Here is a 16460-nt window from a genome sequence, read left to right on the forward strand (position 1 = left end):
CCTACTTCGGGATCTTCGGGAAGCCGGGCGCCGCGGTCATGCAGACCTTCCAGTCGTCGCCTTCCTTGCTGAAGTGCACTTCCTCTTTCTGGGTCCCGGTCTCCACCTGGGCGGTCGCCTTGTCACCGTCGACCTCGATGTCGGAGATCTCCGCGGTCTCCGACGACGAGCCGGGATCGCCCGGGACGTCGAGATCGCCCAGATCGCCGAGGTCACCGAGATCCCCGAACGACTCGAACAACTCACGGTCACCGGCGCAGAAGTAACTCTGCAGTGCGGCGTCGAAGTCGCTGCTGGCATTGATGTCGTCGAACAGCTGACGGATCGCGGCCTCGTCGTCCGACGCGGCCGAGGTGCCACCGCCGCCTGCCGAATCACTGCCGCCGTCGCCGCGGCCGGCCACCAGCGCGATGACGACGACGAGTGCGATGACCAGCGCGACGCCGATTCCGCCGAACAGCAACCACTTTCCGCGTCCGCCGGACCCGGGCGGTTGCGGGACGGGGCCCCACCCGGGCGGCGGGTACCCGCCCTGGTAGCCGCCGGGCGGATACTGCGCGCCCTCGTAGCCGTAGGGCGGTGCCCCGTACTGCTGCGGCTGGCCGTACTGCTGGGGTTGCCCGTATTGCTGGGGTTGGCCGTATTGCGGGGGCTGACCGTATTGCTGGGGCGAGCCGTACTGCTCGGACGGTGGCCCGTACGGGCCCTGCTGCGGCGGACCGTACTGCTGCGGCGGCCCGTAGGGTCCCTGCGGGGACCACTGTCCCTGGTACGGATCGGGCGGCGTGGGTGGAACGTTCGTCATCTGTTGCTCCTGAGGCAGTCGCGACGACCGTAACACCGGGGCGCCATGCGGGCGGGCACTCGATTCGGCGACGACACCCGGCCGGGGCGGGGAATTCCCGCGGCCACCAGGTTGTAGAAAGAGACCATGACGGAACTGTGGGTGCAGCGTACGGGTGCGCGTCTCTACACCGGGCGGAGCTCGCGCGGCGCCGAGGTGCTGATCGGCAGCGAGGACGTGGACGGCGTGTTCACGCCGGGCGAGCTGATGAAGATCGCCCTCGCCGCCTGCAGCGGCATGTCGAGCGACCAGCCGCTGCGCCGGCGTCTCGGCGACGACTACGCCGCGACCATCCGGGTGTCCGGGGTGGCCGACCGCGAGCAGGAGCGGTACCCGCTGCTCGAGGAGAAGCTCGAGGTGGATCTGTCCGGGCTGTCCGAACAGGACCGCGAGCGGCTGCTCACCGTCGTCGAGCGGGCGATCGATCAGGTGTGCACGGTCGGCCGGACGCTCAAATCGGGCACCACGGTGACCTTCGAGGTCGACGCAGGGACGGGCGATGCCGCAGGACGGTGACGTCCGGCTGACAGCCTGGGTGCACGGCCGCGTGCAGGGCGTCGGCTTCCGGTGGTGGACGCGGTCGCGGGCACTGGAACTCGGGCTCACCGGCTACGCCGCCAACAAGCCCGACGGCCGGGTGCAGGTGGTGGCGCAGGGCCCGCGGGAGGCCTGCCTGCGGCTGCTCGACCTGCTGCGGGGGGAGACCACCCCGGGCGTGGTCAGCACCGTCGTCGCCGACTGGTCCGACGCGGGCGAGCCGATCACGGGGTTTCGCGAGCGTTAGCCGCGGCGGTCAGTAGTCTGGCACGTCATGCATCTCAAGAGTCTGACGCTGAAGGGCTTCAAGTCCTTCGCATCGCCGACGACTCTTCGCTTCGAACCCGGCATCACCTGCGTCGTCGGGCCCAACGGGTCGGGCAAGTCCAACGTGGTGGATGCGCTGACCTGGGTGATGGGCGAGCAGGGCGCCAAGACGTTGCGCGGCGGCAAGATGGAGGACGTCATCTTCGCCGGCACGTCGTCGCGCGCGCCGCTGGGCCGCGCCGAGGTCACGCTGACCATCGACAACTCCGACAACGCGCTGCCGATCGAGTACTCCGAGGTGTCGATCACCCGCCGGATGTTCCGCGACGGTGCCGGCGAGTACGAGATCAACGGCAGCAGTTGCCGATTGATGGATGTCCAGGAACTGCTCTCCGACTCGGGCATCGGCCGGGAGATGCACGTCATCGTCGGGCAGGGCAAGCTCTCGGAGATCCTGGAGTCCAGGCCCGAGGAACGCCGGGCGTTCATCGAGGAAGCCGCGGGCGTGCTCAAGCACCGCAAGCGCAAGGAGAAGGCGGTCCGCAAGCTCGACTCCATGTCGGCCAACCTGGCGCGGCTGAGCGACCTCACCACCGAACTGCGCCGCCAGCTCAAACCGCTGGGCCGGCAGGCCGAGATGGCCCGCCGCGCGCAGACCATCCAGGCCGACCTGCGCGACGCCCGGCTGCGGCTGGCCGCCGACGACCTGGTGACCCGCAAGACCGAGTTCGACAACACCGACCAGGCCGAGACGACGCTGCGCCGCGAGCACGACGAGATCACCACCCGGCTGGAGGCCGCGACCGCCGAACTCGACGGCCACGAGGCGGCGGTGGCGTCGCTGTCCGAACGCGCCGAGGGCGCCCAGCAGACGTGGTTCCGGCTGTCGGCGCTCGCCGAGCGGGTCGGCGCGACCGTGCGCATCGCCAGTGAGCGGGCTCAGCTGCTCGACTCCGAACCCGAGCCGTCGACCGGTCGCGATCCCGACGAGCTGGACGCCGAGGCCGATGAGATGGCCGCGCGGGAGGCGCAGCTGCTCGGTGAGCTGGAGGAGTCGCGGCGGCGCCTCGAGGAGGCCCGTGCCGAACAGTCCGAGAAGGACCGGATCGCCGCCGAGGCCGAGCGCGCGCACATGGCCGCGGCCCGCGCCGAGGCCGACCGCCGTGAAGGGCTGGCGCGGCTGGCCGGGCAGGTCGACACGATGCGCACCCGGGTCGAGTCGATCGACGAAACCGTGGCCCGGCTGTCGGTGGGCATCGAGGAGTCCGCCGCGAAGGCGCAGCAGGCGAGGGCGGATTTCGAGACGGTGCAGAGCCGCGTCGGTGAGCTCGACGCCGGCGAGGTCGGCCTCGACGAACACCACGACCGCAGTGTCACCGCACTGCGACTGGCCGACGAACGCGTCGCCGAACTGCAGTCCGCCGAGCGCGGCGCCGAACGTCAGGTGGCATCCCTGCGGGCCCGCATCGACGCGCTCGCGGTCGGCCTCGATCGCCGTGACGGTGCGGCGTGGCTGCAGAAGAACCACAGTGGCACAGGGCTTTTCGGTACAGTGGCCAAGCTGCTCAAGGTGCGCGCCGGCTACGAGGTGGCCATCGCGACGGTGCTCGGCCCGGCCGCAGACGCACTCGCCGCCGACGACTTCGGCGCCGCCCGGTCGGCGGTCGCCGCGCTCAAGGAATCCGACGGCGGACGCGCCGCGATCGTGCTGGGCGACTGGCCCGCGGCCACCGCGCCACCGGCCGGGACGCTGCCCGCGGGAGCATCGTGGGCCACCGAGCTGGTCGACGCGCCCGACCGGCTGCGAGGAGCCGTCGCGGCGATGCTGGCCGGCGTCGTCGTGGTCGGCGACCTGGCGGCGGCGCAGCAACTGGTGACGGCGCAACCCGCCCTGCGCGCGGTCACCGTGGACGGTGACCTGTTCGGGGCGGGCTGGGTCAGCGGCGGCTCGGACCGCAAGCCCAGCACGCTGGAGATCGGCTCGGAGATCGACAAAGCCCGCACGGACCTGGCCGCCGCGGAGAAGCTGGTCGGTGAGCTGACCGCCGCGCTGGCCGGTGCCCTCGACGAACAGCGCGCCCGCCAGGACTCCGCCGAGGAGGCACTCGCCGCCCTCAACGAGTCCGACGCGGCGATCTCGGCCATCTACGAACAACTCGGCCGGCTCGGGCAGGACGCCCGTGCCGCCGACGACGAATGGCAGCGGCTGATGAGCCAGCGCGACGAGCTGGAGACCGGCCGCGCCCGCACCGTCGAGGAGCTCGCCGAGATCGAGCAGCGCCTGCACAACGCCGAGCAGGTGCCGACCCTGGAGGCCGAGCCGGTCGACCGGCAGGCGTCGATGACCGCCGCCGAGGCGGCCCGCTCCGCCGAAGTCGAGGCGCGGCTGACCGTGCGCACCGCCGAGGAACGCGCGAATGCCGTTCGCGGCCGCGCGGATTCGCTGCGCAGGGCGGCAGCCGCCGAGCGTGAGGCCCGGCTGCGGGCTCAGCGTGCCCGGCAGGCGCGCGAGCACGCGGCGACGGTGGCCGCCGCAGTCGCGGAATCCGGTCGCCTGGTCGCGCAGCGGTTGACCGCGGTGGTCGGGGTGGCCTCGCGCAACCGCGACGAGCTGGCCGCCCAGCGCCAGATCCGTGCCGCCGGGCTGGCGAAGGCGCGCGAGGAGGTCACCGCGCTGAGCGCGAGGATCAGCACCCTCACCGACGCCCTGCACCGCGACGAGGTCGCCAAAGCCCAAGCGGCACTGCGCATCGAGCAGCTGGAATCACACGTGCTCGAGCAGTTCGGGATGTCGCCTGCCGACCTGGTCGCCGAGTACGGCCCGCAGGTGCCGCTGCCGCCGACGGAGCTGGAGATGGCGGAGTTCGAACAGGCCAGGGAACGCGGGGAACAGGTGACCGCGCCCGCCCCGATGCCGTACGACCGGCCCACCCAGGAGCGGCGCGCCAAACGTGCCGAACGTGAACTCGCCGAACTGGGCCGGGTGAACCCGCTGGCGCTCGAGGAGTTCGCCGCGCTGGAGGAACGCTACAACTTCCTGTCCACCCAGCTCGAGGACGTCAAGGCGGCCCGCAAGGACCTCGAAGACGTCATCGCCGACGTCGACGACCGCATCCTGCGGGTGTTCGCCGAGGCCTACTACGACGTGGAGCGCGAGTTCACGCAGGTCTTCGCGTCGCTGTTCCCCGGCGGCGAGGGCAGGCTGCTGCTGACCAACCCGGAGGACATGCTGACCACCGGCATCGAGGTGGAGGCGCGCCCACCGGGCAAGAAGGTCAAGCGGCTCTCGCTGCTGTCCGGCGGGGAGAAGTCGCTGACCGCGGTGGCGATGCTGGTGGCGATCTTCCGGGCACGCCCGTCGCCGTTCTACATCATGGACGAGGTCGAGGCCGCGCTCGACGACGTCAACCTGCGCCGGCTGCTCGGCCTGTTCGAGCAGCTGCGGGAACGGTCGCAGCTGATCGTCATCACCCACCAGAAGCCCACCATGGAGATCGCCGACGCGCTGTACGGCGTCACCATGCAGGGCGACGGCATCACCCAGGTGATCAGCCAGCGGATGCGCGGCCAGGAACTGACGGCCGGCGCCGCGACCTGACCGCGGTCGGGTCTAGACGTCTTCGACGCCCCGGCGGCGCAGCGAGGTCAGGGTGGCCGCACCGCAGCCGTGCAGGCAGATCCGCAGCTCGTCGATGAATCGGTGCAGCCAGTCCGTCGCCGCATCCGCGGACTCGATGGCCGGCTTGAGCAGCGGGCGGGCGACGGCCACGACGTCGGCGCCCATCGCCAGCGCCTTGGCCGCGTCCATCCCGGTGCGGATGCCCCCGGAGGCGACGACCGGCACGTCGGGCAGGGTGCGGCGCACCTCGAGCAGCGCCCGGGCGGTCGGGATGCCCCAGTCGCCGAGGGCGGGGTGGCGGATCTCGCCGTAGCGCACCAGCTGCTCGACGCGCGCCCACGAGGTGCCGCCCGCACCTGCCACATCCACCGCGGCGAGCCGGCAGTCGACGAGCTCGGCCGCCGCGGCCGCGCCGATGCCGTGGCCCACCTCCTTGAGCAGCACCGGGTAGCCCAGGCTGCCCGTGACCTCGCGCAGCCGGGCCAGCGAGCCGGAGAAGTCGGTGTCGCCCTCGTGCTGCATGGCCTCCTGCAGCGGATTGGTGTGCACGGCCAGCGCGTCGGCGCCCACCCGCTCCAGCACCCGCCGCAGGGCGGGCACCACGTCCGCGGTCAGCTGCGCCAGGCCGACGTTGCCGATCAGCAGCGCGTCCGGGGCGACCTCGCGGACAGTGAAGCTCTCGGCGGCCGCGTCGTTGTCGAACATGATCCGCTGCGAACCCAGCATCATCCCGACGCCCAGGCGGTGCGCTGCGGTGGCGAGATTGCGGTTGATGACGCCCGACAGTTCCGCGCCGCCCGTCATCGCGCCGATCAGCACCGGGGCGGCGAGCCGCTTACCGAGGAACTCGCAGGACAGGTCGACACTGCCGAGGCTGGTCTGGGTCAGCGCGTTGTACGGCAGCCGGTAGCGCTCGAACCCGGTGGTGACGCCGTGATACTCGACGTCCCCGTCCAGGCACACGTCGATGTGACGGCGCTTGCGGGTCTCCATGCCCCCGGGGTCGGAATTCAACGCCCCGCCCCCCTGACACAATGGCGGAGTGACCCAAGCTGTGCCACTCGGAGTGTGGATCGCAATCGCGGTCATCGCCGTTCTGCTCGTCACTGCGCTCGTCGTCGGCCTGGTCCGATACCGGCGGAGACGGATCAGCCTGGCCGCACCCGACACTGCCACACCGCTCGACCGCTCCGGCGGATACACCGCCTCAACCGGCATCACGTTCACACAATCGTCAGCGCCGCCCGCGCCGCCCAAGGCGCCACCCGGGCGGATCGACACCGGCGGGCTGCCCGCCGTCGGCGACGACGCGACGGTGCCGCGCGACGCCCCCAAGCGCCCGATCGCCGACGTGCGGCTGCCGGAGCCCGAGACCGTCACCGAGGCCCCAGCCGCCCCCGAGCCCGTCGAGGCACCCGAGCCGCCTGCGCCGGCCCCCGAGCCCGAACCGGCCACCCGAGCCGCGCCGGAACTGGACGTCATCGCCCCCGCCGACGGCCGGCTCGACCGGTTGCGAGGGCGGCTGGCGAAGTCGCAGAACGCTCTGGGCCGCAGCATGCTCGGCCTGCTGGGCGGCGGGGACCTCGACGAGGACTCCTGGGAAGCTGTCGAGGACACCCTGCTGATCGCGGACCTCGGCCCGGTGGTCACCGACTCCGTGGTCGCCGCGCTGCGCACCCGGATGGCCGCCGCCAATGTCCGCTCCGAGGCCGACGCCCGCGCGGTGCTGCGCGAGGTGCTGATCGCCGAACTCCAGCCCGGCCTGGACCGGTCGATCCGGGCGCTGCCGCACGCGGACAAGCCGTCGGTGCTGCTGGTCGTCGGCGTCAACGGCACCGGCAAGACCACCACGGTCGGCAAGCTGGCCCGCGTGCTGGTGGCCGACGGCCGCCGGGTGGTGCTGGGCGCCGCCGACACGTTCCGGGCCGCCGCGGCCGACCAGCTGCAGACCTGGGCGTCGCGGGTGGGCGCCGACGTGGTGCGCGGACCCGAGAACGCCGATCCCGCGTCGGTGGCGTTCGACGCCGTCGACAAGGGCATCGCGACCGGCGCCGACGTCGTGGTGATCGACACCGCGGGCCGGCTGCACACCAAGACCGGCCTGATGGACGAGCTCGGCAAGGTCAAGCGGGTGGTCGAGAAGCGGGCCTCCGTCGACGAGGTGCTGCTCGTCCTCGACGCCACGATCGGGCAGAACAGCCTGCCGCAGGCGCGGGTGTTCGCCGAGGTCGTCAACATCACCGGGGTGGTGCTGACCAAACTCGACGGCACGGCCAAGGGCGGGATCGTGTTCCGCGTGCAGCAGGAACTCGGCGTGCCGGTCAAGCTCGTCGGCCTCGGCGAGGGCCCCGACGACCTGGCGCCGTTCGAGCCCGGCGCCTTCGTCGACGCGCTGCTCGGCTGACGCGCAGAACGCGAAAGTCCACGATGTAACACCGGCGAAACCTCGACCGCCCATCCGTTCACACGAGCGAAACACCCTGGCGTCTTCGCGGAAACAACCACTGCGCATTGTCTTGGACCAGGTCAACGGTTGTGAATCCTTGCGGCCGTGGCATGTCGAAGGAGGAAACTGCGAGTGGACCAATTCCCGACGATGGGTATACCGGACACCGGTGATACAGCGTGGATGTTGATAAGCGCTGCCATGGTGCTCCTGATGACCCCCGGTCTGGCGTTCTTCTACGGCGGCATGGTCCGCGCCAAGAGCGTCCTCAACATGATCATGATGAGCGTCAGCGCGATGGGCGTCGTGACCGTGCTCTGGGTGCTGTACGGCTACTCGCTTGCCTTCGGCAACGACGTGGGCAACCTGTTCGGCGACCCGACGCAGTTCTTCGGCCTCAAGGGCCTGATCGGCGGCAACGCCGCCGAAGCCGTGGTCGCTGACCCGAGCGCGGGTATCGAGGCCGCCGAGGTGGTCAACATCCCGCTGGTGTTCACCTTCCCGGCGACGGTGTTCGTGGCGTTCCAGCTGATGTTCGCGATCATCACCGTGGCGCTGATCTCCGGCGCCGTGGCCGACCGCATCAAGTTCAGCGGCTGGCTGGTGTTCGTCGCGCTGTGGGTGACGGTGGTGTACTTCCCCGTCGCGCACTGGGTGTTCTCGTTCGACGGCGGCACCGCCGAGACCGGTGGTTGGGTCGCCAACAAGCTGGCCGCCATCGACTTCGCCGGTGGCACAGCGGTTCACATCAACGCCGGTATCGCCGGTCTGGTGCTGGCGGTCATCCTCGGCAAGCGCAAGGGCTGGCCGGGCACCCCGATGCGGCCGCACAACCTGCCGTTCGTGATGCTGGGCGCCGGGCTGCTGTGGTTCGGCTGGTACGGCTTCAACGCCGGTTCGGCGACCGCGTCCGGCGGGCTGGCGGGCTCGACGTTCGTCACCACCACGGTGGCCACCGCGATGGCCATGCTGGCCTGGCTGCTCACCGAGCGGATCCGCGACGGCAAGGCCACGTCGCTGGGCGCGGCGTCGGGCATCGTCGCCGGCCTGGTGGCGATCACGCCGTCCTGCTCATCGGTCAACGTGCTGGGCGCGCTGGTCATCGGAGCGGTCGCGGGCGTGCTGTGCGCCCTGGCCGTCGGCCTGAAATACAAACTGGGCTATGACGACTCGCTCGACGTGGTCGGTGTGCACCTCGTCGGTGGTCTGGTCGGCACGCTGCTGATCGGCCTGGTCGCCGCCCCGGAGACCGGTGCCGGTGTCGCGGGTCTGTTCTACGGCGGAGGAGTCGACCAGTTGTGGCGCCAGGCGGTCGGTGCAGGGGCGGTTCTGGTCTACAGCGCAGTCGGTACCGCTATCTTGGCTCTGATAGTCAAGTTCACCGTGGGCCTGCGGCTCAGCGAGGAAGATGAATCGACTGGACCGGACGAGGCCGAGCATGCCGAGACCGGCTACGACTTCGCGACAGTCGGAGCGGGCTCGACTCTGGGTCGCCACCCCGGCGTGGAGGGATAGGGAAACATGAAGCTGATTACTGCGATCGTCAAGCCGTTCACGCTGGAAGACGTCAAGACCGGCCTGGAGCAGACGGGCATTCTCGGGATGACCGTGAGCGAGGTGCAGGGATACGGCCGTCAGAAGGGCCACACCGAGGTCTACCGCGGCGCCGAGTACTCGGTGGACTTCGTGCCCAAGGTGCGGGTCGAGGTCGTGGTCGACGACTCCGCGGTCGACAAGGTGGTCGACGTCATCGTGCAGGCCGCACGTACCGGCAAGATCGGTGACGGGAAGGTGTGGGTGAGCCCCGTGGACACCGTGGTGCGGGTGCGCACCGGTGAGCGGGGGGCCGACGCCCTCTAGACCAATCGAGTCGTCGTCTCCCGGCCGAGCACCGTGAGCGTTGAACTAGCTGGGCCGGGAGGACACTCGAAATGACCGATCAGACATCAGATCCCGCCGCCGGGGCACCTCGTTGGGAGGCCCCGGCGGCGGGCTCGTCACGGCCGGCAACCGACCTCGTCAGCGCGTCGGCGCAACTGATCGCCGGGGGCGCACGCCAGTTGGACACCGTGGCCCTGCGGGACGCGCTGCTCGACCTGCACGTCTTCTGGCTCAGCACCAAGGCCACCGAGATCGGGATCACGGCCACCAGCGGTTTCGCGATCGTGGCGACCGGCGGACTGGGACGCGGTGAACTGCTGCCGTACTCCGATCTCGACCTGATGCTGCTGCACGACAACATGCCCGCCGACGCGGTCGGCCAGGTCGCCGAGCTGCTGTGGTACCCGTTGTGGGACGCCAACATCCGGATCGACCACAGCGTGCGCACGGTTCCGGAAGCGCTGAAGGTGGCAGGCGAGGACATCTCCGCGGGCCTGGCCATGCTCGACGCCCGCCACATCGCCGGCGACGCGGACCTGTCGTCGTTGCTCATCGGCGGCGCCCGCAGGCAGTGGCGCACCGGCATCGCGCCCCGGTTCGGTGAGCTCGTCGAGCACACCAGGGCGCGGTGGCAGCGCAGCGGGCAGATCGCCCACCGCGCCGAACCCGACCTCAAGTCCGGCCGCGGCGGGCTGCGCGACGTCCAGCTGCTCAACGCGCTGGCGATCGCACAGCTGGCCGACGTCTACCCCAGCCGGTCGCTGGCCTCGCCGACCGGCTCACTGGGCGAGGCGCACATGGCCCTGCTGAACGTGCGCACCGAGCTGCACCGGGTCTCCGGGCGCGGCCGGGAGACACTGCTGGCCCAGCACGCCGACGAGATCGGCGCTGCCCTGCGCATCGGGGACCGTTTCGACCTGGCCCGCATGCTGTCCGACGCGGCGCGCACCGTCAGCTACTACGTCGACGCGGGCGTGCGCACCGCCGCCAACGCCCTGCCGAAGCGGGGCTTCGCCGCGCTGCGCCGCCCCGTGCGTCGACCGCTCGACGAGGGCGTCATCGAATACGCAGGCGAGGTGATCCTGGCCCGCGACGCGCGCCCGGAACGCGACCCCGGACTGATCCTGCGGGTCGCTGCGGCGTCGGCAGCCACCGGGCTGCCGATGGCGGTGTCGACGTTGAGCCGGCTTGCCGAGAACGCGCCGGAGCTGCGCACGCCGTGGCCCGGGCAGGCGCTCAAGGACCTGCTGGTGATGCTGGCCGCCGGTCCGAGTGCCGTCGCGACCATCGAGGCGCTCGACCGGACCGGGCTGTGGGGACGGCTGTTCCCCGAATGGGGCGCGGTGCGCGACCTCCCGCCGCGCGACGTCGTGCACATCTGGACGGTCGACCGGCACCTGGTGGAGACCGTGTCTCGCGCGAGCGCCTTCACCACCCGGGTGTCGCGACCGGACCTGCTGCTGCTGGGTGCGCTGTGCCATGACATCGGCAAGGGCCGCGGCGGTGACCACAGCGTGATCGGCGCCGAGTTGGCCAACCAGATCGGAACCCGACTCGGGTTGTGGCCCAGCGACATCGACGTGTTGTCCACGATGGTGCGCTACCACCTGCTGCTGCCGGACACCGCGACCCGCCGGGACCTGCAGGACCCCAAGACCATCGACGCCGTGGTGGACAAGCTGGGCGGCGACCTGGTCGTCCTGGAACTGCTGCACGTGCTGGCCGAGGCGGACTCGCTGGCCACCGGTCCCGGCGTGTGGGGTGACTGGAAGGCGTCGCTGATCGGCGATCTGGTCCGACGGTGCAGGCTGGTGATGGCCGGCGAGCCGCTGCCGCAACCGGATCCCGTTGAGCCCCATCACCTCGAGTTGGCCGCCCAGGTCGGCGTGCATGTCGAGCTGACGGCGGGGGACAGCCCGCACATCTACCACGTGACCATGATCGCCCCGGATCGCCGCGGCCTGTTGTCGAAGGCGGCGGGAGTGCTGGCGCTCAATTCGCTTCGGGTGCACTCGGCCTCGGTCAACAGTCACGCGGGCTCGGCCATCAACACCTTCGTGGTGTCACCGCACTTCGGCACGCCACCGGCGGCCGAACTGCTGCGCCAGCAGTTCATCCTGGCCCTGGACGGCGATCTGGACGTGCTGGCGGCGCTGGACAAGCGGGATCGCGATGCGGCGCAACACGGCACCGCCCGGGCCGGCGAGGTGGTGGCCGCGGTGCCCGGCAACCAGGTGCCCGCCCCGCCGCGCGTGTTCTGGTCCGACGGCACTGCCGACGGTGAGCTGATCGTGCAGATCCGCAGCACCGACCGCGCCGGCCTGCTGGCGAGGCTGACCGCGGTGTTCGAGCGTGACGGCGTCGACATCGCGTGGGCGAAGGTCACCACACTGGGTGCCTCGGTGGTCGACGCCTTCTGCATCGTCATCCCCGCGATGACCCTCGACGAGGGGGCGGGGGCGGACCGGGTGCGCGAGGAACTCGAACACGACCTGTACGGCGTGCTGCCCGCGCCGCCGCCCGCCAAGAAGGTGTCCGAGGCCAGCTAGGCCGCACCGGAGGCACAGATGACGGTGTGGATCAGCAGGCGCCCCGAGCACGAGGTGGCCTCGGAACTGGCCGCCGGCCATGGGCCGCTGGCGGGGATCCGCGTGGCGGTCACGGACAACGTGGACGTCGCGGGCCTGCCCACCACGGCCGCCTGCCCGGACTTCAGCCACCGGCCCGACCGGGACGCTGCCGCGGTGGCGGCGCTCCGGGCGGCGGGCGCGGTCGTGGTCGGCAAGACGAACATGGACCAGTTCGGCACCGGGCTGCTCGGCACGCGGTCCCCGTACGGGACCGTCCGCGACCATCGGCGTCCCGACTTCGTCAGCGGCGGAGCCAGTTCCGGCTCGGCGGTGGCGGTCGCCGCCGGTGCGGCCGACATCGCGATCGCCACCGATTCGGGCCGGATACCTGCTGCGCTGCAGGGCATCGTGGCGATCACGCCGACCATCGGGGTGATCAGCGCCGAGGGCGTGGCACCGGGCGGCGAGTCCCGCGATCGCGTCTCGCTGTTCGCCCCCGGCGTCGAGCTCGCCAACCGCGCGATGGCGGTGGTGGCCGCCGGAGCCTGCGACCGCCGATGGCCCGCGGACACCCGGTTGGCGGCGCCACCGAACCCGGTGGTCGCCGTCCCGCGCGAGCTGACTGCGCTGGACCCGACGTGGCACGCGGCGTTCGCGCGGGCCGTCGCGACCCTGTCGGATGCGGGCGCGGTGATCGTCGAGATCGACCTGAGCCCCTTCCTCGCCGCAGGCCGACTCCTGCGCGACGGGGCGTTGGCCGGCGAACGCCATTCTGCCGTGGTCGAATTCGTCGACTCCCGGCCGGGGGTCACACTGGATCCGGCGGTGGCCGCGATCATCGCCGCCGCCCGCGCCGTCACCGCACACGAGGTGAGCCGCGACCGCGCCGAGGTCGACCGGCTCCGGCGGGTGGCGCTGGCGGAGCTCGAGGGTGCGGACGCGCTGCTGTTGCCTGCGGCCCCGATGCACCCGACTTTCGACGAGGCGGCCGCCGATCCGGTGGGCGTCGAGGCCAGGATGGGCACCTACACCCACTTCGGTGACGCGTTCGGCATGTGTGGCGTCACCGTTCCCGCGGGCACCGCAGGCGACGCGCAGTTCGGTGTGACGGTGCTGGCGCGGGCGTTCGACGACGCCGTCGCCCTCGACGTCGCGGCCATGGTGACCGGCGATCCCGCACCCGCAGGCGTCTGGCCGCTGGCTGCGCTGCACTGCGTCGAGCTGGTGGTGTTCGGCGCCCATCTGCGGGGCGGCCCGCTGGCGCATCAGCTGACCGACCTGGGCGCGCGCTTCGCCGGGGAGGTCACCACCGCGCCGCGCTACCGGATGGCTGCGCTGGACACGGTGCCGCCGAAGCCCGCCGTCACCCGGGTGGGCGACGGCGCACCGGGCGCCGCGCTGACCGGACACCGGTGGCTGCTGTCGACCGCGGCGCTCGGGGCGTTCCTCACGGCGCTGCCCGCGCCGATGCAGCTGGGCAAGATCGAGCTGGCCGACGGCACGTGGCGCACGGGGTTCGGCTGCGACGGCCAGGCCGCTGCCGCGGGCACCGACCTCAGCCGCTACGGCAGCTGGACCGCGGCGCTGGCGCAGGGGGCGGTCGGCTGAGCGCAACCGCTCTGCTGAGACCCTCACGACCCGGTTAGGCTGGACGCCGTGTTTGAATCCCTGTCCGACCGGTTGACCGGCGCCCTGCAGGGCCTGCGCGGTAAAGGGCGGCTCACCGACGCCGACATCGACGCCACCGCCCGGGAGATCCGGCTGGCCCTGCTCGAGGCCGACGTCTCGCTGCCCGTGGTGCGGGCCTTCGTCACGCGCATCAAGGAGCGGGCCAAGGGCGCGGAGGTCTCGGCCGCCCTCAACCCCGCCCAGCAGGTCGTCAAGATCGTCAACGAGGAGCTGATCGGCATCCTCGGCGGCGAGACCCGCCAACTGAGGTTCGCCAAGACCCCGCCGACCGTGATCATGCTGGCAGGCCTGCAGGGTTCCGGTAAGACCACACTCGCCGGCAAGCTCGCGAAATGGCTTCGTGGACAGGGGCATACGCCACTCCTGGTGGCCTGCGACCTGCAGCGCCCGGGTGCGGTCAACCAGCTGCAGATCGTCGGCGAACGCGCCGGTGTCCAGGTGTTCGCGCCCCATCCCGGCACCGCCCCCGGCGCACAGGAGTCCGACGGTGTCGGTGACCCGGTGGCGGTCGCGGCGGCAGGCCTGGCCGAGGCCAGGGCCAAGCACTACGACGTGGTGTTGGTCGACACCGCCGGCCGGCTGGGCATCGACGACGAGCTGATGGGTCAGGCGGCGGCGATCCGCGCCGCGGTCGATCCGGACGAGGTGCTGTTCGTCCTGGACGCCATGATCGGCCAGGACGCGGTCGCCACGGCCGAGGCCTTCCGCGAGGGCGTGGGCTTCACGGGCGTGGTGCTCACCAAGCTCGACGGCGACGCCCGCGGTGGCGCGGCTCTGTCGGTGCGCGAGGTGACGGGCGTGCCGATCCTGTTCGCGTCCAGCGGCGAGAAGCTCGAGGACTTCGACGTCTTCCACCCCGACCGGATGGCCGGCCGCATCCTCGGCATGGGCGACGTGCTGAGCCTGATCGAGGCCGCCGAGCAGCATTTCGACGCCGAGCAGGCCGAGGCGGCCGCGGCCAAGATCGGCAGCGGTGAGCTCACGCTGGAGGACTTCCTCGAGCAGATGCTGGCGATCCGGAAGATGGGCCCGATCGGCAACCTGCTGGGCATGCTGCCGGGTGCGGGTCAGATGAAGGACGCGCTGGCCGCGGTCGACGACAGCCAGCTGGACCGCGTGCAGGCGATCATCCGCGGCATGACGCCCGCCGAACGGGCCGATCCGAAGATCATCAACGGCTCCCGCCGGCTGCGCATCGCCAACGGCTCGGGCGTCACGGTGGGCGAGGTCAACCAGCTCGTCGACCGGTTCTTCGACGCCCGCAAGATGATGTCGCAGATGGCCGGCCAGATGGGCATGCCGTTCGCGCGTAAGGCGAACAACCGCAAGGGCGGCAAGGGCAAGAACAAGCAGGCAGGCAAGAAGAAGGGCAGGGGGCCGACGCAGCCGAAGATGCCCAATCCGTTGGGCGCCGGGATGCCCGCCGGATTCCCTGACCTGTCGAACATGCCGAAGGGATTGGACGAACTGCCGCCCGGACTCGCCAACATCGACCTGTCCAAGCTGAAGTTCCCGAAGAATTGACCGCGGACTCCACGCGCCTGCACGTCCGGGGCCGCGGACTCCCGGACGGGCAGCCGGTCGAGTGGTGGATCGTCGACGGTGTGCTGAGCGCTGAACCGGTGCCCGGCGCCGAGACGGTGTTCGCCGACGGCTGGATCCTTCCCGGTCTGGTCGACGCGCACTGCCACGTGGGGCTGGGTCCCGGTGGCGCCGTCGATGCCGACGAGACGATCGCCCAGGCCGAGACCGAGCGCGGCACCGGCGCGCTGCTGCTGCGCGACTGCGGTTCGCCGGTGGACACCCGCAGCCTCGACGACCGCGCGGACCTGCCCCGCATCATTCGGGCGGGTCGGCACCTGGCGAAGCCGAAGCGCTACATCCCGGGGTTGCCGATCGACATCGAGGACGAGTCACAACTGCCGGAATTCGTTGCGGCGCAGGCCCGCTTCGGCGACGGCTGGGTGAAGCTGGTCGGGGACTGGATTGACCGGTCGGTCGGCGACCTGGCGCCGCTGTGGTCCGACGAGGTGCTCGTCGCGGCCATCGGCGCGGCGCACGCCGAGGGGGCGCGCGTCACCGCGCACGTGTTCGGTGAGGATGCGCTGCCGGGCCTGATCAAGGCCGGTATCGACTGCATCGAGCACGGCACCGGGGTCACCGACGACATCATCGAGTTGATGGTCGAGCACGACACCGCGCTGGTGCCGACGCTGATCAACGTCGAGAACTTCCCCGGCATCGCCGACGCCGCGGGCAAGTACCCGACATACGCGGCGCACATGCGGGACCTACACGCCAGGTGCGACCAGCGGGTGGGTGCGGCGCGCGAGGCGGGGGTGCGGATCTACGCGGGCACCGACGCGGGTGGGATGATCGCCCATGGGCGCATCGCCGACGAGGTGGACGCGCTCAAGCGGATCGGCATGAGCCCCACCGACGCGCTCGGCGCGGCGAGCTGGGCGGCCCGCGACTGGCTGGGTCGCCCCGGTCTGGTGGCAGGAGAGTCGGCCGACCTGGTGTGCTACTCCACCGATCCGCGCTCCGGCGCCGCGGTGCTCAGCAGCCCGGATCTCGTCATTCTGCGCGGCCGCACCTTCTGAACTC

12 protein-coding genes are annotated in these 16460 nt (G+C 71.4%); 10 read left to right on the forward strand and 2 right to left on the reverse strand.

Annotation, left to right across the window (positions count from 1 at the left end; genetic code table 11):
• Position 1 precedes the first annotated feature (1 nt).
• Complete coding sequence (locus tag ACPCHZ_RS17110) at positions 2-805, reverse strand: hypothetical protein (protein WP_423485817.1); 804 nt, start codon at positions 803-805, stop codon at positions 2-4.
• Positions 806-931: 126 nt separating this feature from the next.
• Between ACPCHZ_RS17110 and ACPCHZ_RS17115 the strand changes: the two genes are divergently transcribed.
• From ACPCHZ_RS17115 to smc, 3 genes are read left to right on the forward strand one after another with little or no spacing between them, the layout of a single operon-like run.
• Positions 932-1360 (forward strand): OsmC family protein, encoded by a 429-nt coding sequence (locus ACPCHZ_RS17115; RefSeq protein ID WP_423485818.1) that lies wholly within the window; start codon positions 932-934, stop codon positions 1358-1360.
• Positions 1344-1628: an acylphosphatase gene (locus ACPCHZ_RS17120; protein WP_423485819.1), complete on the forward strand. Its 285-nt coding sequence runs from the start codon at positions 1344-1346 to the stop codon at positions 1626-1628. The genes ACPCHZ_RS17115 and ACPCHZ_RS17120 overlap by 17 nt, the downstream gene beginning before the upstream one ends.
• A gap of 27 nt (positions 1629-1655) precedes the next feature.
• Positions 1656-5246 carry a chromosome segregation protein SMC gene (gene smc, locus ACPCHZ_RS17125; protein ID WP_423485820.1) on the forward strand — a complete coding sequence of 1197 codons (3591 nt, stop codon included), beginning with the start codon at positions 1656-1658 and terminating at the stop codon, positions 5244-5246.
• A gap of 12 nt (positions 5247-5258) precedes the next feature.
• Here smc and fni read toward each other — a convergent pair whose 3' ends face one another.
• On the reverse strand, positions 5259-6260 hold the full coding sequence (fni, locus tag ACPCHZ_RS17130) for a type 2 isopentenyl-diphosphate Delta-isomerase (RefSeq protein WP_423485821.1): 1002 nt from the start codon (positions 6258-6260) through the stop codon (positions 5259-5261).
• A 61-nt stretch (positions 6261-6321) separates the two neighbouring features.
• On the opposite strand from fni, the gene ftsY reads away from it, so the two are divergent.
• The 7 genes from ftsY (at position 6322) to ACPCHZ_RS17165 (ending at position 16456) form a co-directional block, all read left to right on the forward strand.
• Entirely contained in the window at positions 6322-7671 is a 1350-nt protein-coding gene (ftsY, locus tag ACPCHZ_RS17135; RefSeq protein WP_423486088.1) for a signal recognition particle-docking protein FtsY, read from the forward strand.
• 174 nt (positions 7672-7845) lie between these two features.
• Entirely contained in the window at positions 7846-9228 is a 1383-nt protein-coding gene (locus ACPCHZ_RS17140; RefSeq protein WP_423485822.1) for an ammonium transporter, read from the forward strand.
• Between the two features lie 6 nt (positions 9229-9234).
• Positions 9235-9573, forward strand: coding sequence for a P-II family nitrogen regulator (locus ACPCHZ_RS17145; RefSeq protein ID WP_003881099.1), 339 nt, complete (start codon positions 9235-9237; stop codon positions 9571-9573).
• A gap of 71 nt (positions 9574-9644) precedes the next feature.
• The gene (locus tag ACPCHZ_RS17150) at positions 9645-12143 is read left to right on the forward strand and encodes a [protein-PII] uridylyltransferase (protein ID WP_423485823.1); all 2499 of its coding nucleotides are present in this window, start codon (positions 9645-9647) and stop codon (positions 12141-12143) included.
• An 18-nt stretch (positions 12144-12161) separates the two neighbouring features.
• Positions 12162-13772: an allophanate hydrolase gene (locus ACPCHZ_RS17155; RefSeq protein ID WP_423485824.1), complete on the forward strand. Its 1611-nt coding sequence runs from the start codon at positions 12162-12164 to the stop codon at positions 13770-13772.
• A gap of 48 nt (positions 13773-13820) precedes the next feature.
• A complete protein-coding gene (gene ffh / locus ACPCHZ_RS17160) occupies positions 13821-15377 on the forward strand; it encodes a signal recognition particle protein (protein ID WP_423485825.1) in 1557 nt (518 codons plus the stop codon).
• Entirely contained in the window at positions 15374-16456 is a 1083-nt protein-coding gene (locus ACPCHZ_RS17165) for an amidohydrolase family protein (protein WP_423485826.1), read from the forward strand. The genes ffh and ACPCHZ_RS17165 overlap by 4 nt, the downstream gene beginning before the upstream one ends.
• The last annotated feature ends 4 nt before the right edge of the window (positions 16457-16460 follow it).

The sequence above is a fragment of the Mycobacterium sp. NPDC050041 genome (assembly GCF_049541695.1).
GTDB lineage: Bacteria > Actinomycetota > Actinomycetes > Mycobacteriales > Mycobacteriaceae > Mycobacterium.

Excerpts from the sequence above, each read along its gene's own strand:
- fni (WP_423485821.1), bottom strand. The coding sequence starts at position 6,260 with ATGGAGACCCGCAAGCGCCGTCACATCGACGTGTGCCTGGACGGGGAC.
- ACPCHZ_RS17145 (WP_003881099.1), top strand. The coding sequence starts at position 9,235 with ATGAAGCTGATTACTGCGATCGTCAAGCCGTTCACGCTGGAAGACGTC.
- ACPCHZ_RS17115 (WP_423485818.1), top strand. The coding sequence starts at position 932 with ATGACGGAACTGTGGGTGCAGCGTACGGGTGCGCGTCTCTACACCGGG.
- ACPCHZ_RS17110 (WP_423485817.1), bottom strand. The coding sequence starts at position 805 with ATGACGAACGTTCCACCCACGCCGCCCGATCCGTACCAGGGACAGTGG.
- ACPCHZ_RS17155 (WP_423485824.1), top strand. The coding sequence starts at position 12,162 with ATGACGGTGTGGATCAGCAGGCGCCCCGAGCACGAGGTGGCCTCGGAA.
- smc (WP_423485820.1), top strand. The coding sequence starts at position 1,656 with ATGCATCTCAAGAGTCTGACGCTGAAGGGCTTCAAGTCCTTCGCATCG.
- ACPCHZ_RS17120 (WP_423485819.1), top strand. The coding sequence starts at position 1,344 with ATGCCGCAGGACGGTGACGTCCGGCTGACAGCCTGGGTGCACGGCCGC.
- ACPCHZ_RS17150 (WP_423485823.1), top strand. The coding sequence starts at position 9,645 with ATGACCGATCAGACATCAGATCCCGCCGCCGGGGCACCTCGTTGGGAG.